The organism is Listeria tempestatis, from assembly GCF_963575625.1.
Lineage (GTDB): Bacteria > Bacillota > Bacilli > Lactobacillales > Listeriaceae > Listeria > Listeria tempestatis.
In genome coordinates, this window is record NZ_CAUYTK010000002.1 from 281,036 (window position 1) to 302,285 (window position 21,250).

A 21,250-nucleotide genomic window follows, 5' to 3' on the forward strand; every position below is an offset into this window, starting at 1 on the left:
TTTAATGGATATAGATTCAACTTTTCTTATAAGCAAGAATATCTATTATCATTTGTCTAACCCATAGAAATGGGACAAGGTGAGGCCCCCCCTTAAGTTGTGCTTTTTATCGCATAACTTAAGGGGGGTTATATAATTACTTTTTATGAGCGATGCACGATAAATCTTTCAGATAAAATTTATTTTGTTTTTACAAGGTTTTACGGAGTTCTTAAAAATACTGCTATTTCAAGAAATTTAGTACAAAAAGGTTCACTTTTACCTTGCCGGATTTGCCACCACAGTTGGAAGAGGCAGGTCAATTCCGCCGGCCACAAGTGCGGCCCGAATTTCTTTCAATAAATCACGTTTTACATTATATTGCTCGCCGTTTACAGCTTTTCCGACAACGCGGATAATCATATTTGCCCCGTCCGAATTTTCCACACCTAAAACTACAGGCGTTTCTACAATGTTTTTATTATGTTCTTTCATTTGTTTACAAACTTGACCAATAATCTGCATCGCTTTTTCTGTATCGGCAGTTGGACTAATTGCCACGTCAACAAGCACACGCATATTTCCGCGCGAATGGTTACTTACAACCATAATTTGCCGATTAGGAATGAAATGTAGTGTCCCGTCAAAATCGCGCACCTGCGTTGTTCTGAGACCTAAGCTTTCCACAATCCCATTCACAGCATCAAGCGTGATATTATCACCAACATCAAGCTGGCGTTCAAGCAAAATAAAGAATCCAGTCACCACATCGCTAACAAGCCCCTGTGCCCCAAAGGCAATCGCCAAACTCAGCACCCCAGCGCCCGCAATAATTGCTGTCACGTCCATAAAATTTTGTAAAATCAAAATCGCAAAGGTGAAAAATAAAACATAGCCATACACATTAAACGTCAAGCCCTCAAGCGTGTCTGCCCGACCAGTCGAAACCGCTTGATTCGCACGATATTTTTTAAAAAAACTTTTAATGATTTTCCGACCGACATATTTTAAAATGAAATATAATACAACTAATATGGCAACGCGTATACCAATAGAAATTATATTACCCCAAAAAGCATCCCAATCAATAGTACTTAACCATTTTGAAAACTGATTCACGATTTGTGTCACGTCCTTCTTTCTAAATTCTAATCCATTGTATCAAACGGAGCGTCATCCAGCAACGGGACAAATGAAGTGTGAAATTAATAAAGAAAATGGTTGCATTTTTTTGTTTTAAAGGGTATTATAGATTTTGAAAAAGTCATTAAATATGCTTTCATGTTACTGTTACGAACAGGCATGGAGAGGTGAAGCTGGTCTACTACCGAGTTTATTACACCCTCCGTGCCTTTTTCTATGTTTCTTATCAAATTGGCGAGAAAGCATACTTAGGAGGAATGAATAATGTTTAAGAAGATGTTCAAAAAAGAAAAAGACGAAACGATTTTCGCACATGCAACAGGAACTTTTGTTGCACTTGAAGAAGTACCAGATCCAGTGTTTAGTCAAAAAATGATGGGTGAAGGTATTGCCATTAAACCAACAGATGGCACAATTGTTGCACCTGCTGATGGAGAAATTATTCAGCTTGCTGATACGAAACACGCTTTTGGGATTCGCACAGAACTTGGTCAAGAAATTCTTGTCCACATCGGTCTTGAAACGGTTGCGCTAAAAGGTGAAGGTTTTGAAGTGTTGACGAAAATGGGAGCAAAAGTGAAAAAAGGAGATGCGCTTATCAAAGCGGATTTAGATTTCATCGAGAAAAATGCGAGCAGCACAATTATTCCAATGGTTGTAACAAATAGTGCAGAAGATAAGTTTGATTTCGATTGGAAAGTGGTAACGAATACAATTGCCGGCGAGACAGAAGTTTTTACTTCTAAATTGAAATAAGTCATGAGCAAGGGAGTTTCGGCTCCCTTGCATTGAAATTGCGATTTTGGGGGGAGCCAACATGAAAATTATTCGGATATTAAATAATAATGCGGTGGTTATTCGTGATGGTGACCAAGAAAAAATCGCAATTGGGGGTGGCATTGCTTTTAATAAAAAACGTAATGACATTGTTTCGCCAAGTAAAATTGAAAAAATGTTTGTCATGCAAGAAGAGGCTGAGCATTTTCAAGAGTTATTAAATCGCATCAACGAAGAATACTTTGCCATCTCTGAAGAAATTATTTCATACGCTGAAGCCACGTTAGGTGGAAAGTTAAGTGAGCATATTCATATCGCACTAACCGACCATCTTGCCTTTTCAATTGAACGAATAAAAGAAGGCATTATTTTACAAAATAAACTTTTGAATGAAATTAAAGTGTTATATGAAGCAGAATTTAAAATTGGTTTGTGGGCAATTAATCACGTGAAAGAACGTTTTGGCCTCGATATGCCAATTGATGAAGCGGCGTACATTGCGCTTCACATTCATACGGCAAAAATAGGTTCAGGCGACATTCATGAAAGTGTCCGTCAAGCCACCATTATTTCGAGCATGGTTGAGATGATTACGACAGAACTTAACGTCTCCCTCTCAGGCCAAGACATTGCCTATGAGCGACTTATCACACATCTTCGTTTTGTTTTAAACCGTGTAGAGAAGAAAGAATTACATACGATGGACGATGAAATGCTAAACATGATTAAGTCCAAATTTGAATTTAGTTTTAATACCGCAAAAAAGGTGGCACTTCTCTTAGAGAGAGATTACAAAAAAGCTTTGCCTGATGCGGAATTAGGATATATTGCTCTTCACATTGAAAGACTCAGGAGTTTTTGGGGAAATTAAACTTTTTTAGGAGGAATAAAGATGGATGTATTAAAAAGATTCGCGATTGGCGCAGTATACCCAGTTGTCGCCCTTGTTATTATGGGCATTTTCTGGATAGCAAGCCAAACTGGAATGGATGCAATGAAATCCATTTATGATGGTCTTGTGCTCATGTTCCCGTTAATCGTTTCGATGGGAATCGCGATTGGGATGTCAAAAGACCAAAGCGGAGCTGCAGCTCTTGCAGGTGCTGTTGGTTGGTTAGTATACGGAGCCGTTGTTGTATCGCTAAACTATCCAAAAGATGGTGTTTTTACAACAACTCAGTTCTCAGCGAATTTCAACTTCATTAGCGGGATTTATATGGGGATAACAGCAGGCGTTTTATACAATAAATTTTATAATATTCGTTTGCCAGAATGGCTTGCCTTTTTCGGTGGACGTCGTTTTGTTCCGATAGTAACATCTATTGTAGCCTTATTCATTGGCGCGTTCGTTGCGGCAATATTCTAAAGATATCGAAAAATGAAATGGAGGAAATGAAATGTTAGGTGGATTGCAAAAAATCGGAAAAGCGCTCATGCTGCCCATTGCCGTATTACCCGCAGCAGGTCTTTTAAACCGACTAGGCGCAGAGGATGTATTTAATGTACCATTCATCCACTCAGGGGGAGCAGCACTATTTACATTCTTATCTTTACTATTTGCTATCGGGATTTCCATCGGTTTATCTCGTGATAATAGCGGAGCTGCCGGCTTAAATGGTGCGCTCGTATTCTTTATTTTAAACTTTGGTGTTATTGGTGTAAATAATAGTATCGACATGGGCGTTTTCGCTGGTTTTATCGCCGGATTAACGGCACCAATTTTATACAATTACTTATATGACAAAAAGTACTTTGGAAATCAAAATTTCTTTGATGGACGTCATCTTGCTATTTTAGTGAATGCCATTTTAGCACTCGCATTAGTTGCACTATTTGGTTGGTGTTGGCCAACTATTCAAGATGGTCTTGATGCTTTAAATGGTTGGATTACAAGTGCTGGTTCATTTGGTGCAGCTGTGTTTGGCGTACTGAACCGCGCATTAATTCCAACTGGGCTCCATCACGTTTTAAACACATACTTATGGTTTGGTTATGGCGACTTTATTGATGCCGCAGGCCAAATGGTACACGGGGATATTAACCGTTTCTTCGCAGGAGACCCAACAGCTGGAACATTCCAAGTTGGTTTCTTCCCAATCATGATGTTTGGTCTTCCAGGAGCTGCGCTTGCGATGTACCTCACTTCGAAAAAGAAAAATCGTAAAGAAGTCGGCGGGATGATGTTCTCCCTCGCTTTCACAGCGTTTCTAACAGGGATTACCGAACCAATCGAGTTTACCTTCATGTTTATCGCACCATTCCTATACGGAATCCACGCCATTTTAACAGGGGTGTCGATGTTTATAACTAATTTCTTAGGTATAAAACTTGGTTTTACATTTAGTGCCGGGGCAATCGATTTCGCCTTAAACTTTACGAAGGGCCATAATGCATGGCAGCTCATCCCAATTGGGCTCATCTTCACACTGATTTATTTCGTACTATTCTATTTCATCATCAAGAAGTTCAATTTGAAAACACCAGGACGTGAGGATGAAACAGCTGAAGAATTAGCTGCAGAAATGCCAAATGCTGCCGTTCAAACGGCAACAGCAGCAGTTGGCTCAACTGAAGCCGAAATGCCAGTTGGCGGAAAAGTCGATAAATACGAAGAAATGGCGCGCGGTTACTTAGGCGGCCTCGGTGGACCAGACAATCTTGTAAAAGTCGACAACTGTACAACTCGTTTACGCTTACAAGTCAAAGATTCTGATTTACTAAACGAACCAGCGCTTAAAAAATCAGGCGCTCGTGGTGTCGTCAAACTTAATAAAGAAAATGTTCAAATTATTGTCGGTGCAGACGTTGAGTTCGTCGCTGATAAATTGCATGATATTACTGGGAAATAAAGTAGTAAGTGAGCGAGGGGAAATCCCTCGCTTTTTTTTACTTGAAATGCCCTATTAAATTGGCGATAATGAAGAAAGAATGGAGTGGATAAATGTGTTAGAAGTCATTGTTCAAAATGCGCTAGACGCAAAACGTGCCGAACAATTTGGTGCAGACCGAATGGAAGTAGTTTCGGCAATCAGTGAAGGTGGGCTCACACCAAGTTACGGTGCTATCTCTGAAATTGTTACAAATTCGAAGCTGCCAGCGATGATGATGATTCGACCACACAGTTTTTCCTTTACATATGATGAAGCAGATATCCGCGCCATGAGACGTGATATCGAAGTCGCAAAAGAAGTGGGCGCAAAAGGTATTGTATTCGGTGCTTTAACAAAAGAAGGGAAGATTGACACAACTTTGCTTGAACAGGTGATCAGCTGGAAAGGTGATTTAAAACTTACTTTTCACCGCGCTCTTGAAGAGGCTTCTGATATTGAGGAAGCTTATGAAGTGCTACGTGGATACGGGGAAGAGATTGATCAAATTTTGACTTCCGGAGGTACAAATAGCGCGCTTGACTCTCTTCCACGTCTAAAAAGATGGATTGAGGATAGTAAACATAATCCGGGTTCTTTCCGCATTCTTGTCGGAAGTGGTGTATCGAGCGATAATATCACAAAATTTCAACATGCCTTAAAGCATACTGATTACCACGTAGGAAGTGGTGCTAGAGAAAATGGCACTTTTATGAACTCTCTGGATAAAGAAAAAATAGCGAAACTAAAGCAAGCTATAAACTTATAATTGTGAGCTCAAAAAAACTAATTTGCCAAACCAAATTAGTTTTGCATCGCGCTTATAGTTTCTTTACAAGCTAGAAGCCACCAATTTTGGTGGTTTTTTAGCTATCTAATTTGGACAAGATAAGCTATAATAGACCAAGGAATATACGGAAAAGGTGGCAAAAATTGTGCAAAGTTTAATTGGCAGAAGCCAAAAGATGAAAGTAAAAGAAGTTACACAAGCTGGCTTTCTTTTAGAAAAAGATGAAAAGCATGTGTTATTAAAAAAAGGAAATAGCCAAAATCAAGATCTCACATCAGGCGATGAAATTCAGGTGTTTATTTATGTAGACTATGACCACGAAATAACAGCAACCACCACAATACCAAAAGTTCAAGTTGGCCATTATGGCTTTGGAACAGTCACCAATGTTCGGAAGGATTTAGGCGTTTTTATGGATATCGGTATTGAAAAAGATATTGTTGTTTCAATGGATGATCTGCCTGCACTTACACACCTATGGCCCAAAAAAGGAGACCGCTTAATGCTTTCTCTTCGGGTGGATGAAAAAGAACGAGTTTGGGGAGAGCTTGGTTCGGAGACCGAATATAAAGCCATTTCAAGACGTGCAAAAGAAGATATGTTCAACCAAAATGTATCCGGTACAGTCTATAAACTCCTAAAAATTGGTTCATTTGTGTTAACCGACAACTATGCAATTGGCTTTATTCATGAAAGTGAACGTACGAGCGAGCCTAGACTTGGTGAATATGTATCAGCGCGTGTTATTGCCGTGAAGCCTGATGGTACACTAAATCTTTCTTTACGTGGCCGCGTACATGAAGTATTAAATGACGATGCCGAAATGATTTTAACTTATTTAAATAGCGTTGGCGGTGAAATGCCATTTGGAGATAAATCTAATCCTGATGCCATTCGCGCTAAGTTTGGCATTAGTAAAGCCCAGTTTAAACGCGCAATTGGCACACTTATGAAAGCGCGAAAAGTCACACAAGAAGATGGGCTCATTACGAAACTCATTCAGGCACCTTCTGAATCCGACTAAAGTTGTAGACATGCTTACAGCTATAGCGGTTTGTTCCGTTAAGTAGATTTTTTTATAATGAATTTATTAACGGCTCGATTTAGACAAAAAAGGAGGTGTTCGTCATGAAAAAATTCGAAAGTTCCATGCTTTTTATCGGTCTTATTGTTGTCATTGTTGGAATTGGTTTAGAAGTTTTATTTAAATGGCAACTTTTAATTATGCTTGCGATAGGGATACTTTTACTATTTTCTTCGCGAAAAACTGATTTAACAAAACGTAAGCAACGCAATCGTTTATTTTTAGCAGCCGTATTTATTTTAATCGCCATTCTCCTTACTTCTACGTTTAAAGTAGGGCTAGTGATTGTTGGAATTTTTGCGATTTTTCATTATATCGGTCGCAAACGAGCGCCAGAGTTACTTATGTTAGAGACGAGTGAACCAGAATCAAAAACGGATAAGGCGAATCATTTTATTCGTAATCAGTGGTTTGGTAATCAGCGTGTACTTGATGTTGTTTATGAATGGGAAGATATTAATGTGCAAACGGGAATTGGTGATACAATTATTGATCTTGGAAATACGGTCTTGCCAACAGGGGAGAGCATTATTATGATTCGCGGTATTTCTGGGAAAATACGTTTATTAGTTCCATTTGATATTGGGATTTGTTTAGAACACTCTGCCATTTTTGGTAAATTACAATACGATAAGAAAAGTACGACGATGCAAAATAATACAGTGAAACTATACTCAGATAATTATGATAGCGCAGCACGAAAAATTAAAATCGTCACATCTGTTGTATTTGGAGATTTAGAGGTGATTCGTCTATGACATATACGAAAACCCAAATGGCACTTTGTTCAGCTTTACTACTTGGAGCAACATTCGTTGGAACACTCATTTACTATTTCGCAAGTAGTTTAAGTTGGTATGAGCTTTTATTCCAAGCAAAAATCTTATATTTACCATATATCGTTTTTGTGCCACTAACCGCTGTTTCTGCTGGAGTAATCGTTGGTGCTGTTTCCGGTTACGTTATCAAACAGAAATTTGAAGGTATTGATTTTGCCATTCGCTTACTGGAACAAGGTGATTTAGAAAAAAAAGTGCATGAAGAAGATGAGGAAAATTTTGTTGAAGTACAACAAGTATATCGGCAAATTGACCAACTACGCGAAAAAATGAAGTCTCAAACGTTATTGACACAAAAAATTGCAAGTGAAAAAGCAGAAACAAGTGGCGAATCAAAAGAGGCGATATTATCAGAAGAACGCCACCGAATTGCTCGTGAGTTACATGATTCCGTCAGCCAACAATTGTTTGCTGCCATGATGCTTTTATCTGCATTAAATGAACAAGTGGAAAATAACGCGTCTCCCATTTTGCAGAAACAGCTAAAAATGGTAGAATCAATAGTAAATGAATCGCAATCAGAAATGCGCGCACTACTTCTACATCTACGTCCAACACAACTTGAAGGAAAATCACTTAAAAAAGGTATGGAACAGCTTTTAAAAGAGTTAACAACTAAACTTCCAATTAAAGTGGAATGGCAGATTGACGATATTAAGTTGCAAAAAGGAATTGAAGACCATTTATTCCGTATTGTACAAGAATTACTCTCCAACACGCTACGTCATTCAAAAGCAAAATTGCTTGAAGTACGTTTTGTTTTAATTGACAACTTAGCCGTTTTAAAAGTTGTAGACGATGGAATTGGCTTTGATATGGATAATGTGTCCCAAGGTTCATATGGCTTACAAAATATGCGTGAACGCGTCGCCGAATTTGGCGGGGTCATTAAAATAATTAGTTTTCCTAAAAAAGGGACAAGCGTAGAGATAAAAATTCCGTTAGTGGCGGAGAAGGAAGTGGACAACGAATGATAAAAGTTTTATTAGTAGACGATCATGAGATGGTGCGTATTGGCGTATCTGCTTATTTATCTGTCCAAGATGATATGGAAGTCGTTGGCGAGGCAGAAAATGGTCTAGAAGGTGTTAAAATGGCGATGGACCTTCGTCCCGACATTATTTTAATGGATTTAGTCATGGAAGAAATGGACGGGATAGAGGCAACAAAAGAAATTATGCAAAAATGGAAGGAAGCAAAGATAATCATTGTGACAAGTTTTATTGATGATGAAAAAGTTTACCCCGCACTAGAAGCGGGTGCAAGTAGTTATATGTTAAAAACATCGACAGCAAGTGAAATTGCCGATGCCATTCGCGCTACATATGGCGGTGATTCCGTGCTCGAACCTGAAGTGACAGGCAAAATGATGCAACGTTTAACCGCAAAACCAGAAAAGAACTTGCATGATGATTTAACAAACCGTGAAAATGAAATCTTACTTTTAATCGCAGAAGGAAAATCAAATCAAGAAATTGCCGACGAGCTTTTTATTACACTTAAAACTGTGAAAACACACGTCAGCAATATTTTGTCAAAACTAGACGTGCAGGACCGCACACAAGCAGCCATTTATGCTTTTAAACATGATTTGGTTAAAAATCAAGAATAGAAGGGCGTTTTTAGAATGAAAGAAGGATTTGCAGTTATCGGCCTCGGCCGTTTTGGTGGAAGTATTTGCCGCTCTCTTATAGAGCAGGGGATGGAAGTACTCGCGATTGATTCGAGTGAAGAGCGCGTCAATGAATACATGTCGATTGCAACCCATGCGGTTATTGCGAATTCAACAGACGAAAACGCACTTCGCCAACTAGGTATTCGAAATTTTGAACATGTGATAGTTTCTATCGGTGAAGATATTCAGTCTAGCATTTTGACAACACTTATTTTAAAAGAAATGGGTGTCAAATTCGTAACGGCAAAAGCAACAAGCGATAAACACGCTAAATTGCTCGACAAAATAGGAGCCGACCGAGTTGTCCATCCAGAACGTGATATGGGACGAAGGATTGCCCATTACATCGTGTCAAAAAACATGTTAGATTACTTGGAGCTTTCGGATGAGTATAGCCTCGTTGAAATTGCTGTTTCTGATCCAAAGTTTCTTGGAAAAAGCTTACAAGAGCTTGATTTTCGAAATGAATACGGCGTAAATATTGTGGGTATCAAACGAGATAAACAAATGATTATCACGCCAGAAGCACAAGCTGTTTTGCATGATGGTGATATTCTCATCGTAATTGGATCTGATGATGATATTGAACGCTTGCAAGAAAAAATCCAGTAATTTGTATAGAAATAAAACGAGCGGAGAATTTTCTCCGCTCGTTTTTTATACTTCCATGATGATTGGTAAAATCATAGGGCGACGTTTCGTTTTTTCATAAAGAAATGGTTGAAGCGTGTCAGTAATTTCATTTTTAATTTCCGACCATTGCGTCGTTTTGCGTCCCATTACTTTGTGTAAATGTTTTTTTAGTAGGTCTTGTGCTTCGCCAATTAAATTCCCTGATTCACGCATATAAATGAAACCTCGGGAAATAATATCTGGGCCTGCCATGACTTTTGAATTTGCCATATCAATTGATACGACCACAATAACAAGTCCTTCTTCTGATAAAATGCGACGATCGCGCAAAACGATATTTCCAATATCGCCAATACCGCTACCATCAATATAAACGCTAGCTGCTTGAATTTTACCTGCTACATGTGCAGAATCACTTGTTAGAGCAAGCACATCACCATTGCCACAAATGAAACTGTTTGTAAGAGGCACATCGCACTCTGCTGCTGATTCAGCATGGATTTTTTGCATTCTATATTCCCCGTGAATAGGCATAAAATATTTTGGTTTCATTAAACGAAGCATTAATTTTTGCTCTTGTTGTCCGCCGTGTCCAGAAGTATGGATGTTATTTACTTTACCGTGAATAACTTCTGCACCTGCTTGGTAAAGCAAGTTAATTGTACGGTTTACACTAATCGTATTCCCTGGAATTGGGGAAGAGGAGAAGACGACTGTATCACCAGGTTGTATTTGAATTTGGCGATGTGTCCCGTTTGCAATTCTTGAGAGTGCCGCCATCGGTTCCCCTTGGCTCCCTGTACAAAGAATCGTTAATTCATCTGCTGGGATACGATTAATTTGGTTGGGCTCAATAAAGGTATCTTTTGGAGCTTTAATATAGCCAAGCTCACGACCAATATCAATTGCCGATTCCATACTCCGCCCGAAAACAGCAATTTTACGTCCCGTTTCAAGTGAAGATTCCACAACTTGTTGTAGTCGATAAATATTGGATGCAAATGTTGCAAAAATAATCCGTCCAGATACGTCCCGAAAGATATTCTTAATGCTTTCGCCAACAACACGCTCACTCATTGTAAAGTTGGGTACTTCGGCATTTGTACTATCTGATAAAAGGCATAACACACCCTCTTTTCCGATTTCAGCCATTTTAGTCAGGTTAGCAGGTTCGCCAACTGGAGTGAAATCAAATTTGAAGTCTCCAGTATGCACAATGTTACCAGACGGTGTTTTAACAACAACTCCATACGTGTCAGGAATACTATGAGTTGTTCCAAAAAAGGAAACACTTGTTTTTCTAAATTTAAAAACATCATCTTCTTCAAATTCATAAATTTTAGCTTGACGAAGTAAGCCATGCTCTTCTAGTTTATTACGAATAAGAGCACTTGCTAATTTTCCAGCATAAATAGGGATGTTAATTTGACGAAGTAAATAAGGTACACCACCAATATGATCTTCGTGACCGTGCGTAATAAACAACCCTTTAATTTTCTCTTTATTTTTCACTAAATAAGTATAGTCAGGAATGACATAATCAATCCCTAACAGCTCGTCCTCTGGAAACTTAATCCCAGCGTCGATCAAAATAATTTCATCCTGAAATTGTACGCCATACGTATTTTTACCGATTTCACCAAGTCCACCCAAGGCGAAAACAGCAGTTTCATTATTTTTTACAAATTTCATAAAATCTTACTTCTTCCAGAGCGAAAAGCCCGGTTGTCCTTCTTCATACGCTAAATGTTTGTCACTTAAACCTTCGATAAATTCGATGTGGAAAGGTTCATTTTTCAAATTTTGGCGTACTTCAACTTCATCACTTGCGTCCATGTATAAAGTTTGTGTTTTCTCTCTAACGGGTGTTTCAGTGCTTGTTTCCTGATAAAATACTTTAAAAATCATTTTTTTCTCTCCTTAGTTATAAAAATTAAAAAAAGTTAGCTTGTAAACGATACAAGTCCTAAACTTTGATTTTAGTGTTTGCGGATATTAATTTGTCAGTATGGAAAAAGACAAAAATAAAGTAGCACAGCAGGACAAACCAACCCTATCTGTGTGCTTTACTATGTGTGAGATTTTAATTAACATACCATCATTCCACGAATTTAAAACAAATTTGTGAAATGTGATGATCATTAAAAACTCCATTTTCCAAATATATTTCAAGTTTCTTTCTCTCCGAACAATATCCTTGCTTTCTAATATACCATAAAATGATATAAATGCTACTAGAATATGCTTTATTTTTATAAAAAAGCTTTTTTTGCAGAGATTTCCCCCTTTTTTATGTGAATTTGTTATACTAAAATGGAAGTCTAAGTACTGAGGAGTATGTTTAAATGAGTAAAATTGTATTTTTTGATGTAGATGGGACACTTGTAAATGATGCAAAAGAGATTCCCTCCTCTACAAAAGAAGCCGTTCGTTTGCTTCAAGAGAAAGGCATTTTTGTGGCAATTGCAACCGGAAGAGCCCCATTTATGTTAGATGAGATTGCAAGTGAATTGAATATTAAATCATTTGTCAGTTATAACGGTCAGTATGTTATCTTCGAAGGAGAAGTCATTTATAAAAATCCGCTTCCAAAAGAATCTTTAGAACGACTTATTACAGTTGCTTGCGAACGAGAGAATCCAATCGTGTTTTCGGCGAGTGATTCACTTCGCGTTAATTTACCTGATCACCCAGGCGTAGCAGAAGGAATGTCTTCAATTAAACGTGAATATCCAAAAGTAGATGCCAACTACTACAAAGGACGTAATATTTACCAATGCCTTCTTTTTTGTGCTGAAAAAGATGATGATTTTTATGCAAAAAACTTTCCACAATATCGTTTCTTGCGTTGGCATGATGTTTCGGTGGATGTTTGCCCAGCAAATGGATCAAAGGCAAAAGGAATCCGTGAGCTAATTAAAAAACTCGGGTTTAAGATGGAAGACACCTATGCATTTGGTGACGGTCTTAATGATATTGATATGCTAAAAGAAGTTGGTTGCGGGGTTGCAATGGGGAATGGCCGTGATGAAGTAAAAGCAGTTGCAGACTATGTGACTGGCTCTGTTGATGAAGATGGAATTATGGAAGCACTCAAAGTTCTTCATGTTCTATAGGAAAATTCTGTTAATTTTAAAGATATAAGAAATATTTAAGCTAAAAGACCTATTTTGTGAAAAAAATAAGTCTTTTTTTTGGTGAAATTTGTATGTTTTTGCTTACTTTTACTTAAAATATATTGTAAAAGTCATACGACAGGTGTACTATATTAGGAGCTACTTTTATGCTGTAAAGTAGTTAATAAATAAAAAGGAGTGTTAACATGAGTGGACAAAAAAGGCAAAAGCCATTTGTTCCCTATATTCCAGCATCGAAATCACTTCCAGAACTTACAGGTACATCGATTGTTCTAGGTATTATTCTCGCTATTCTTTTTGGCGCTGCAAATGCTTATCTAGGATTAAAAGTAGGTTTAACGGTATCGGCATCTATTCCAGCTGCAGTTATTTCGATGGGGATATTACGTGGCATTTTTAAACGGGATTCTATTTTGGAGAATAATATTGTACAAACAATGACAACAGCTGGTGAAGCACTAGGTGCGGGAGCCGTGTTTACAATTCCAGCACTATTTTTAATGGGTGTTGAAATCAAACAAATTATGTTGATTTTTATCGTTCTTGTTGGTGGTTTCCTAGGTGTATTTATGATGGTCCCACTTAGAAGAATGCTCATTGTGAACGAACATGAAACATTGCCATATCCAGAAGGAACAGCTTGTGCGGAAGTTTTAAAATCTGGTGAAACAGGTGGCTCACAAGCGAAACTAGTTGCACTTGGTTTTTTAGCTGGTGGGAGTGTAAAAATACTCACAGATGGCTTTAAACTTTTTAAAAGCGAGATTCAAGTTGGCGTTTATAAATTTCAAGAGGCATTTATTGGGACGCAAATTTATCCAGCTTTAGTTGGTGTTGGCTTTATTATTGGTCCAAGAATTGCTGGTCAAATGGTTGCCGGAGGACTTATGGCATCACTTGTTTTAGTACCAGCTATTGCATTTTTCGGCGGAGAAAGTGCACAAATTATTTTTCCTGCAAGTGAGGCACTTAAAAATCTTGATGCAGCCGGGATTTGGGATAATTACATACGATATATTGGAGCAGGAGCAGTTGCAGCTGGCGGATTAATTACATTAGTTAAAACTTTACCTGCGATTATCCAGACTTTACGCAGTACAATGCAAAGTATGAGCAAAAATAAAGGGGCAAAAATGCTTGAAATAGAGCGTACAGATAAAGATATTCCAATGAAGTGGGTAATCATTTGTATTGCGATTTTACTTGTAATTATAGCGTTTGATCCATTTACAAATGTGGGCATCATTGGCGCACTTGCAATTGGTATTTTTGGCTTTTTATTCGTAACAGTAGCTTCTCGAATTGTAGGAATTGTCGGAAGTTCATCTTCACCAGTTTCTGGTATGACAATTGCAACTTTGCTTATCGTAGCTCTCGTTTATAAAGCTTTTGGCTATCACGGTGATCAAGGTATCATTTTAACATTGACTGTTGCAGCTATCGTATGTTCAGCATTAGCCGTTGCGGGTGATATTTCACAAGATTTAAAAACAGGTTATTTAGTTGGTGGAACACCTTGGAAACAACAAGTTGCCATGATGATTGGTGTGCTCGCGAGTGGTCTTGTTATGGGGTATATCTTAACCTTACTTGACAATGCTTACGGAATGGGGTCCGCCGAATTACCGGCTCCAAAAGCAATGCTTATGAAAATTCTCGCAGAAGGAATCTTAAATGGTAACTTACCATGGACACTGATATTTATTGGCGTCTCGATTGCGATTGTCATCGAATTTTTAGGCATGAACTCACTTGTATTTGCAGTTGGTTTGTATTTGCCATTAAATATAAGTGCAACCGTCATGTTCGGTGGATTTGTGAGAATGATTGTAAATGCAGTCATTAAGCATAAAAAAGAAACAGAATCAGAAGGAAAAGGGGCAGAACGAATTGAACGAGGGACATTGTTTGCATCTGGTTTAATCGCAGGTGAATCATTGCTCGGTGTGATTATCGCCTTTATCATCTCCATTAACGCAAACATCATCCCAACAGAAGTTCTTATTCAAAATCAGTGGTTGCCATTTATCGTCTTTATCATTGTCTGCGCACTGCTTTATATTTCAACCATTCCACGTTCTAAAAAAGCAAAATAGGAGGTGCTTTTTGTGGCAAAAGAAAAAGTGAATTTGCTTCATCAAATTCCCACCCTAAAAGATAAACTACAAGTCACGAAAGAAAACGATAAATCATATTTACTTGTAGCGCGAAATAATCCTATTGAGAAAATAGCAATCCGCTTTTTTAAACAAAAAGCCTTTCGTAAAATTCAACTAGATGCAGAAGGCGAATTTATTTTAAGTCGAATCAATGGACAAAAAAATGTGTTAGAACTTGAGGCTGAATTCAATGAAGCTTTCGGAAACGAAGATGAAATGAGTCTTGCCCGTTTAGTACGCTTCCTACAAATTGTTGAATCGTACGGCTGGCTGTCGTTTGAAAAAAGATAATCGTGAAGCTGGGAATGTTTGAAACATTTCCAGTTTTTTTTGACAGAAAGAAAAAAATATGGCAATAATTAAGAAAAAGCATTTTGGAGGGAATAGGATGGATCTACTAGTTTTTGACTTCGGAGGCACAAGTGTAAAAGGTGGAGTTTTTCGTAATGAGGCACTTGAAGACACTTTTTCATTTCCAACGCCTAAAACTTGGGAGGAAATGAAAGCGTTACTAAAAAAGGAAAAAGAAAGTCGACAAAATAAATTTAGGTTCTCAGGTGTTGCCATCAGTGCACCAGGTGTTGTACTAAATGAAGAAGGTATCATCGATGGCATTAGCGCCATTCCATACATTCACCATTTTCCAATTAAAGAAGAACTAAAAAATTTATTTGAATTGCCCGTAGAAATGATTAACGATGCGAATGCGGCAGGAATGGCAGAAGCAATTCGCGGGGCAGCGAAAGGACTTTCCAACGTCTTATTTCTAATTCTTGGAACAGGCGTTGGCGGTGTTTTCATTCAAAACGGCCAACTTTATACAGGAAAACATGGCTATGCCGGGGAATATGGCATGATGTTTTTAGAGGGAGATAAAACCTTTAGCGAACTCGGCACAGTTGTCCGAATCGTAGAGCGCTACAGCAAACGAACAGGTGAAGAGGCGGATACTTTAAACGGTGAACTTATTTTTAAGCGAGCAGAAGAGGGAGATGCGGTTGCGCAAGAAGAAATCAAGAAATTCTATCATACACTCGCGCTTGGCATTTTTAATCTGCAAGTAGCCTTCGACCCTGATTGCATCGTTTTAGGCGGCGGAATTTCCTCGCGCAAAGCTTTTCTCACTGAAATGAAAGAAACAATGAAAGACTTTTTAGAGGAAAAAGAGTGGGCGTACTTCGCGCCAGAACTAAGACAATGCGAGTTCCAAAACCAAGCCAACCTAATTGGTGCGGCTGAATACTTTAAAAGCAAACAATAATGAAAAGGAAAAATGAAAGATGCAGGACAAATCCTTCGACTTGTCTTGCGTTTTTCATTTTTTAAAAGGTGTATTTTGATTGAAAAAGGCATATTCATCAGCAAAAAAAAGTGGTGTTGAGTCTAATTTGTCCAAAAGGTCGGTAACTCGATGCTCATTCCGTTCGATGCAACATGTGATGGCATTTTTAAAACTTGGAAGATGCGCAATTAAATAATGGTCGTGTTGTGCAGTCTTGGCATAGACATTTTGAGCTTGAAGGAGGCGCGCAAAATCGGTTGTTTGAATATTTGGTACATCGACGGGCGTAATGAGACAGTTTTCTTCGTGTAACAGCTGCGAAACGCTATAAAGACCACCAAGAGGGCCGTAATCAGTAAGTTTCGGGTCATCCACAACGAGTTTAACTTTTTCATTTTGAGAAAAAAGGGTACTCATTTTCGAAAACTGTTTTGCTTGAATAGAAATATAAACCAGTGTGACGAGAGGCGTTAGTTTAGCTACTAGTTCCTCTGCCCACGTTTTTGTTTTGCCTGCTGGGATATAAAACGCCTTATCGCTACCAAAGCGCGTTGAATTCCCACCTGCTAAAATAATGGCAACACTAGGCGTCTTTTTCAAGGTGACCATCCTTTAAAATAACAATTTCGTTTGTCATTTTTTGCGCTTCAAAACGGTAATGCGTCACAAAAATAACAGGTAAATCAAAATCGGTAGCCATATTTTGAACAAGCTCCATGCAAATGTGGCGAGTGTCCTCATCAAGCCCATTAAACGGTTCATCAAGCAGTAGTAAATTAGGATTTATGATCATCGCACGCGCCATGGCAACACGTTGTTTTTCCCCCCCAGAAAGCTTTTGAACGGAGGAATAAAGCAAGTGTGAAATTTGCAAGTAATCACTAATATAGCGAACTTGGCGTTTGATTGCGGCGGTTTCTTTTCGTTTGGCTTTATTCATCTTTAAGCCAAACGAAATATTATCGTACACATTCATATTTGGAAACAGAGCTAAATTTTGAAATAAATAACCAATCTTACGTTCAGCAGTTGGCAAATGGAGAGAAATGGATGTGTCATTAAATGAAATATCCTCAAACTGAATGATGCCAGAATCAATTTTTTTTAGACCACTAATACATTGAAAGAGTGTCGATTTCCCAGCGCCACTCGCGCCCATGATGGCAGTTATTTTATTTCCAAAAGTGTAGTCCACCTTTAAATCATGAAATGGCATTTTTTTAGTAAATTGAAGCTGTAAAGTCATTTTTACATCCCCCTCATCAAATTGCTTTGCCTAACTGTTAGAACGTGAATAATCATAAGTGCCACAACACCAATTAGTAAATTGAAAAGCCCTAAGTAAACCGCAATATGTGTATTTCCTTGTTGCACCATAAAATAAATACTTGATGCAATAGTATCTGTTTTTCCCTCAATATATCCAGCAACCATAAGTGTCGCCCCAAATTCACCCATTGCGCGGCAAAAGCTTAGTAGAATCCCTGCTAAAATTGGTTGCCAACAATTGGGTAGAATGACTTTACGGAAAATTTGTCCAGAACTTGCAGAGAGTGTTTCAGCTGCCCACACTAGCTCGTGATCAATGGATAGAAAAGCAGCTTTTAGACCTTGATACATGATGGGAATAATAATAATGACAGTTGCGATTATTGCACCAGCAAGGGAGAAAATAAAGCTAAAATGGAAAGTATCCCAAATCATACCACCAAACGGATTATTTTTCCCAAAAATAGAAAGTAAAATTAAACCAACTACAGTTGGCGGTAGGACGAGCGGAAGTAAAATCAACGTTTCAACAGGAAGTTGAATTTTTGATTTCCGTTTCGCAAAATAATAACTAAGTGGTAACATAGCAAAAAAGGCGATAATTGTAGAAACAACCGCCACAAAAATAGAATGCCAAACAGGCGTAAACATAGTGATGACCTCCAAGCCAAGAAGATGTTTCCATTTTATTATCGCTTTTTGGACTGTAAAATGTCAACGATTAGCCAAAAATCAATTGGCTTCGCTGTTCAAATACGCTATTTTGCGTTATATTAGTATAAAGTGAAAACATGCAGAAAACGAGGGGTTTTTATGACGTTTAGACGGGATTCAATTTCCTACAAACAAGCACAAAAAAGCGTGACTGAAAAAATAGAAACATTAAGTGAGGAATTGACAGCGATTTATTCAAGTAAAGGTAGAGTTTTAAGTCGTGATATCACTGCACCATTTGATTTTCCGTACTTTCGCAGGTCGGGGTATGATGGTTTTGCAATTTGTGCAGAGGATGATAAAAACTATCCGATCACGCTTCGTGTTGTGGCGGAAGTGCCGTGCGGTGAAACCTATGATAAGCCGCTAAAAAAAGGTGAGACGGTTCGTATTATGACGGGGGCAAAAGTGCCAAATGGAGCAGATAAAATTATTATGCTGGAGCAATCAAAACAGGCAGAAGATGGATTTATTACTTTAATTAACACGCACCCGCAAAAGAATATTACTGAAATTGGTGCAGAATTTCGGTTGGGTGATATTTTGCTTTCAAAAGGGCATGTAATGAACGCGGGTTCTGTAAGTTTACTTGCTGCTTTTGGCATAACAGAAATACCTACTATTAAACGACCTAAAGTGGCGATTTTTTCGACTGGGAGTGAGCTTGTTTCACCATTTGAAAGCTTGCCAGATGGAAAAATTTATAACAGTAATGATGCGCTCTTATGCATGCTTGTCGAGGAGTTTGATTGTGAGATTTGTTTTCAAGAAGCCTTACCAGATGATTACGAATTGACGCTTGAAAAATTAACTTTAGCGAGTGAAACGGCAGATTTAATCATTACAACAGGTGGAGTGTCTGTTGGTGACTATGATTTCATGGCAGATATTGCCACACAAAATGAGCTTATTTTTAATAAAATCCAAATGCGACCTGGTAGCCCAACGACAGCACTTCGTTTTCGCGGGAAACTACTCATCGCACTGTCAGGTAATCCTGGAGCCTGTTTTACAGGGTATCAGTTATTTGTTTTACCTGCACTTGCAAAACTTTCGGGGAAAAAATTACCGATTCGTGAGGTGACGGGGATTATGGCAGAAGATTACTTAAAAAATAATGGCTATGACCGTTTCTTACGAGGTATATACCGGGAAGAGGCAGGCACCATTTTTGTCTCTAAAGTAGGAAGTGACATGTCAAGTTCGCTTGGAAACTTGCATCAGGCAACTTGTTTAATTATGATTCCACGTGGACAAAAAGGGAAACAAAAAGGTGAAGAGGTAAGCGTATGGCTCTTATCTTCCAAGTAGTAGGTTTTAAAAATAGCGGAAAGACGACGCTCATTCGAGAGTTTATCGCATTGCTAAAACAAAAAGGCTATATCGTTCACGCCATAAAACATGATGCACATGATTTTGAAATGGATCAAAGCGGGACAGACACATTCTATTTTTCAGAAGAAGGTGCAGATGCCGTTATGATTACATCTAGTGAAAAATACGCTATTGTAAGTCAAAAAAGCGTCAGTCTTCGCCGTGCTATTGAAAAAATGGGTGTGGCAGATGTCACCTTAATTGAAGGCTATAAAAAAGCACCTTTTCCTAAAATTGTCCTTATTCGTTCACTTGACGAGATGGCGTGGTTTAAACAGGAAGTGGAGCAAATTGTTGCATTTGCTTCGCTCCGCAAAATGGAAACGGATGAGGTTGCTTTTATTGGGACAAATGAAGCAAGACAAACATTTTTAGAAACAGTAATAGGGGAGTTTTTAGAATGAAACGGGTAGAATTGACGCATGAAAAAATTGAAATGGCACCGCTGTATGATTTTTTAATGGATGCGAAATATGGTGGCATTAACACTTTTATTGGAACGATTCGCGAATGGACAAATGATGTACGGACGGAGCGAATGCGTTATACAGCTTATGAAGAGATGGCGCTTTTAGAAATGGACAAACTCGCGCAATTTGTAGAGGATAAATTTGATGCAAATGTTGCAATCATCCATCGCCTAGGAGACTTGGAAATTTCTGATATTGCCGTTTTTATCGGTGTCGCAACAAAGCATCGTGCCGAAAGCTATGAGGGATCAAGATACATTATTGAACAACTAAAAAAATCTGTTCCAATTTGGAAAGAGGAATTTGACACAGATAAAGTAAGATGGGGGGGCTTAAATGATGACAACGATTAAGTTTTTTGCTTACTTGACCGAGAAAGTAGCACCAGAGGCAACACTCAATTTAACAGGCTGCAAGACGGTTGGCGATGCACGCGACTTAATTAGCGGTGAATTTCCTGAAATCTCAGATGAACTTCATCGGTGCATGCTTGCAGTCAACATGGAATTTAAGCAAGATGTCGATCAATTACCGGAATCCATTTTGGAAATTGCGGTAATTCCGCCTGTTAGTGGAGGTTGAAAATGGATAAGCTATCACATTTTAATGCAGAAAAGCGCGCTCAAATGGTTGATGTTACAGAAAAGGATGAAACGAAACGAATTGCGGTTGCTGAATCGGTTTTGATTATGAAGCCTGAAACTTTAAAGCGAATTAAAGAAGGCAAAATTTCAAAAGGCGATGTTTTAGCTGTAGCGCAAGTTGCTGGTATTATGGCCGCAAAAAAAACGAGTGATTTTATTCCAATGTGCCACCCGTTAATGACAACAAAAGCAGATTTATCATTTCAAGATGACGGTCATAAGACACTTCGAATCGAGGCAACAGTTGTTACAGTTGGCAAGACTGGTGTTGAGATGGAAGCTCTTTCTGCCGTTAGCATTGCAGCACTCACAGTTTATGATATGTGCAAGGCAATGGATCGCAGCATGGAAATTACACGCACTCGTTTGCTTGAAAAATCAGGAGGTAAAAGTGGCGAATTTTCGTCAAAATAG

The 21,250-nt window shown here is 38.4% G+C and carries 25 protein-coding genes; 19 read left to right on the top strand and 6 right to left on the bottom strand.

Going from position 1 to position 21,250, the window contains the following annotated elements; genetic code table 11:
* Positions 1–258 precede the first annotated feature (258 nt).
* Positions 259–1,098 carry a mechanosensitive ion channel family protein gene (locus R8923_RS04100; protein ID WP_485871637.1) on the bottom strand — a complete coding sequence of 280 codons (840 nt, stop codon included), beginning with the start codon at positions 1,096–1,098 and terminating at the stop codon, positions 259–261.
* Between the two features lie 288 nt (positions 1,099–1,386).
* Here R8923_RS04100 and R8923_RS04105 point away from each other — a divergent pair, with 288 nt between their 5' ends.
* From R8923_RS04105 to R8923_RS04150, 10 genes are all read left to right on the top strand, one after another.
* Positions 1,387–1,878, top strand: a complete 492-nt coding sequence (locus R8923_RS04105) for a PTS sugar transporter subunit IIA (RefSeq protein ID WP_485871486.1) — start codon at positions 1,387–1,389, stop codon at positions 1,876–1,878.
* Positions 1,879–1,939: 61 nt separating this feature from the next.
* Entirely contained in the window at positions 1,940–2,770 is an 831-nt protein-coding gene (locus R8923_RS04110) for a PRD domain-containing protein (RefSeq protein WP_485871487.1), read from the top strand.
* A 21-nt stretch (positions 2,771–2,791) separates the two neighbouring features.
* Positions 2,792–3,265 (top strand): PTS transporter subunit EIIC, encoded by a 474-nt coding sequence (locus tag R8923_RS04115; protein ID WP_485871488.1) that lies wholly within the window; start codon positions 2,792–2,794, stop codon positions 3,263–3,265.
* Positions 3,266–3,296: 31 nt separating this feature from the next.
* Positions 3,297–4,748, top strand: a complete 1,452-nt coding sequence (locus R8923_RS04120) for a PTS transporter subunit EIIC (protein WP_485871489.1) — start codon at positions 3,297–3,299, stop codon at positions 4,746–4,748.
* Between the two features lie 94 nt (positions 4,749–4,842).
* Positions 4,843–5,535 carry a copper homeostasis protein CutC gene (locus R8923_RS04125; RefSeq protein WP_485871490.1) on the top strand — a complete coding sequence of 231 codons (693 nt, stop codon included), beginning with the start codon at positions 4,843–4,845 and terminating at the stop codon, positions 5,533–5,535.
* 166 nt (positions 5,536–5,701) lie between these two features.
* Positions 5,702–6,580 (top strand): CvfB family protein, encoded by an 879-nt coding sequence (locus tag R8923_RS04130; RefSeq protein WP_485871491.1) that lies wholly within the window; start codon positions 5,702–5,704, stop codon positions 6,578–6,580.
* A gap of 104 nt (positions 6,581–6,684) precedes the next feature.
* Positions 6,685–7,398, top strand: a complete 714-nt coding sequence (liaF, locus tag R8923_RS04135) for a cell wall-active antibiotics response protein LiaF (protein ID WP_485871492.1) — start codon at positions 6,685–6,687, stop codon at positions 7,396–7,398.
* Entirely contained in the window at positions 7,395–8,453 is a 1,059-nt protein-coding gene (locus R8923_RS04140) for a sensor histidine kinase (RefSeq protein WP_485871493.1), read from the top strand. Before liaF ends, R8923_RS04140 begins: the two co-directional genes overlap by 4 nt.
* Positions 8,450–9,091: a response regulator gene (locus R8923_RS04145; protein ID WP_485871494.1), complete on the top strand. Its 642-nt coding sequence runs from the start codon at positions 8,450–8,452 to the stop codon at positions 9,089–9,091. The genes R8923_RS04140 and R8923_RS04145 overlap by 4 nt, the downstream gene beginning before the upstream one ends.
* Positions 9,092–9,106: 15 nt before the next feature.
* The gene (locus tag R8923_RS04150) at positions 9,107–9,766 is read left to right on the top strand and encodes a potassium channel family protein (protein WP_485871495.1); all 660 of its coding nucleotides are present in this window, start codon (positions 9,107–9,109) and stop codon (positions 9,764–9,766) included.
* Positions 9,767–9,811: 45 nt separating this feature from the next.
* On the opposite strand, the gene rnjA is transcribed toward R8923_RS04150, so the two are convergent.
* Both rnjA and R8923_RS04160 read right to left on the bottom strand, forming a co-directional pair.
* Entirely contained in the window at positions 9,812–11,479 is a 1,668-nt protein-coding gene (gene rnjA, locus R8923_RS04155) for a ribonuclease J1 (protein WP_485871496.1), read from the bottom strand.
* Between the two features lie 6 nt (positions 11,480–11,485).
* On the bottom strand, positions 11,486–11,695 hold the full coding sequence (locus R8923_RS04160) for a DNA-dependent RNA polymerase subunit epsilon (protein WP_485871497.1): 210 nt from the start codon (positions 11,693–11,695) through the stop codon (positions 11,486–11,488).
* Between the two features lie 437 nt (positions 11,696–12,132).
* Between R8923_RS04160 and R8923_RS04165 the strand changes: the two genes are divergently transcribed.
* The 4 genes from R8923_RS04165 (at position 12,133) to R8923_RS04180 (ending at position 16,344) form a co-directional block, all read left to right on the top strand.
* Positions 12,133–12,903 (top strand): Cof-type HAD-IIB family hydrolase, encoded by a 771-nt coding sequence (locus R8923_RS04165; protein WP_485871498.1) that lies wholly within the window; start codon positions 12,133–12,135, stop codon positions 12,901–12,903.
* A gap of 206 nt (positions 12,904–13,109) precedes the next feature.
* Positions 13,110–15,020, top strand: a complete 1,911-nt coding sequence (locus R8923_RS04170; RefSeq protein WP_485871499.1) for an OPT family oligopeptide transporter — start codon at positions 13,110–13,112, stop codon at positions 15,018–15,020.
* Between the two features lie 12 nt (positions 15,021–15,032).
* Positions 15,033–15,374, top strand: a complete 342-nt coding sequence (locus tag R8923_RS04175; RefSeq protein ID WP_485871500.1) for a hypothetical protein — start codon at positions 15,033–15,035, stop codon at positions 15,372–15,374.
* A 97-nt stretch (positions 15,375–15,471) separates the two neighbouring features.
* Positions 15,472–16,344: an ROK family protein gene (locus R8923_RS04180; protein ID WP_485871501.1), complete on the top strand. Its 873-nt coding sequence runs from the start codon at positions 15,472–15,474 to the stop codon at positions 16,342–16,344.
* A gap of 54 nt (positions 16,345–16,398) precedes the next feature.
* Here the strand turns inward: R8923_RS04180 and R8923_RS04185 are convergent, their stop codons facing one another.
* The 3 genes from R8923_RS04185 to R8923_RS04195 are packed head-to-tail and all read right to left on the bottom strand — an operon-like array spanning position 16,399 to position 18,285.
* Positions 16,399–16,965: a molybdenum cofactor guanylyltransferase gene (locus tag R8923_RS04185; RefSeq protein WP_485871502.1), complete on the bottom strand. Its 567-nt coding sequence runs from the start codon at positions 16,963–16,965 to the stop codon at positions 16,399–16,401.
* Positions 16,949–17,611 (bottom strand): ATP-binding cassette domain-containing protein, encoded by a 663-nt coding sequence (locus R8923_RS04190; RefSeq protein WP_485871503.1) that lies wholly within the window; start codon positions 17,609–17,611, stop codon positions 16,949–16,951. Before R8923_RS04190 ends, R8923_RS04185 begins: the two co-directional genes overlap by 17 nt.
* Positions 17,612–17,613: 2 nt before the next feature.
* Positions 17,614–18,285: a molybdate ABC transporter permease subunit gene (locus tag R8923_RS04195; protein ID WP_485871504.1), complete on the bottom strand. Its 672-nt coding sequence runs from the start codon at positions 18,283–18,285 to the stop codon at positions 17,614–17,616.
* Positions 18,286–18,447: 162 nt separating this feature from the next.
* Between R8923_RS04195 and R8923_RS04200 the strand changes: the two genes are divergently transcribed.
* Genes R8923_RS04200 through moaC form a run of 5 tightly spaced genes read left to right on the top strand, consistent with a single transcriptional unit; the run spans position 18,448 to position 21,250 of the window.
* A complete protein-coding gene (locus R8923_RS04200) occupies positions 18,448–19,659 on the top strand; it encodes a molybdopterin molybdotransferase MoeA (protein ID WP_485871505.1) in 1,212 nt (403 codons plus the stop codon).
* Positions 19,638–20,126 (top strand): molybdopterin-guanine dinucleotide biosynthesis protein B, encoded by a 489-nt coding sequence (mobB, locus tag R8923_RS04205; RefSeq protein WP_485871506.1) that lies wholly within the window; start codon positions 19,638–19,640, stop codon positions 20,124–20,126. The genes R8923_RS04200 and mobB overlap by 22 nt, the downstream gene beginning before the upstream one ends.
* Entirely contained in the window at positions 20,123–20,545 is a 423-nt protein-coding gene (locus R8923_RS04210; protein WP_485871507.1) for a molybdenum cofactor biosynthesis protein MoaE, read from the top strand. The genes mobB and R8923_RS04210 overlap by 4 nt, the downstream gene beginning before the upstream one ends.
* On the top strand, positions 20,529–20,774 hold the full coding sequence (locus R8923_RS04215; protein WP_485871508.1) for a MoaD/ThiS family protein: 246 nt from the start codon (positions 20,529–20,531) through the stop codon (positions 20,772–20,774). Before R8923_RS04210 ends, R8923_RS04215 begins: the two co-directional genes overlap by 17 nt.
* Before the next feature lie 2 nt (positions 20,775–20,776).
* Positions 20,777–21,250 carry a cyclic pyranopterin monophosphate synthase MoaC gene (gene moaC / locus R8923_RS04220; protein WP_485871509.1) on the top strand — a complete coding sequence of 158 codons (474 nt, stop codon included), beginning with the start codon at positions 20,777–20,779 and terminating at the stop codon, positions 21,248–21,250.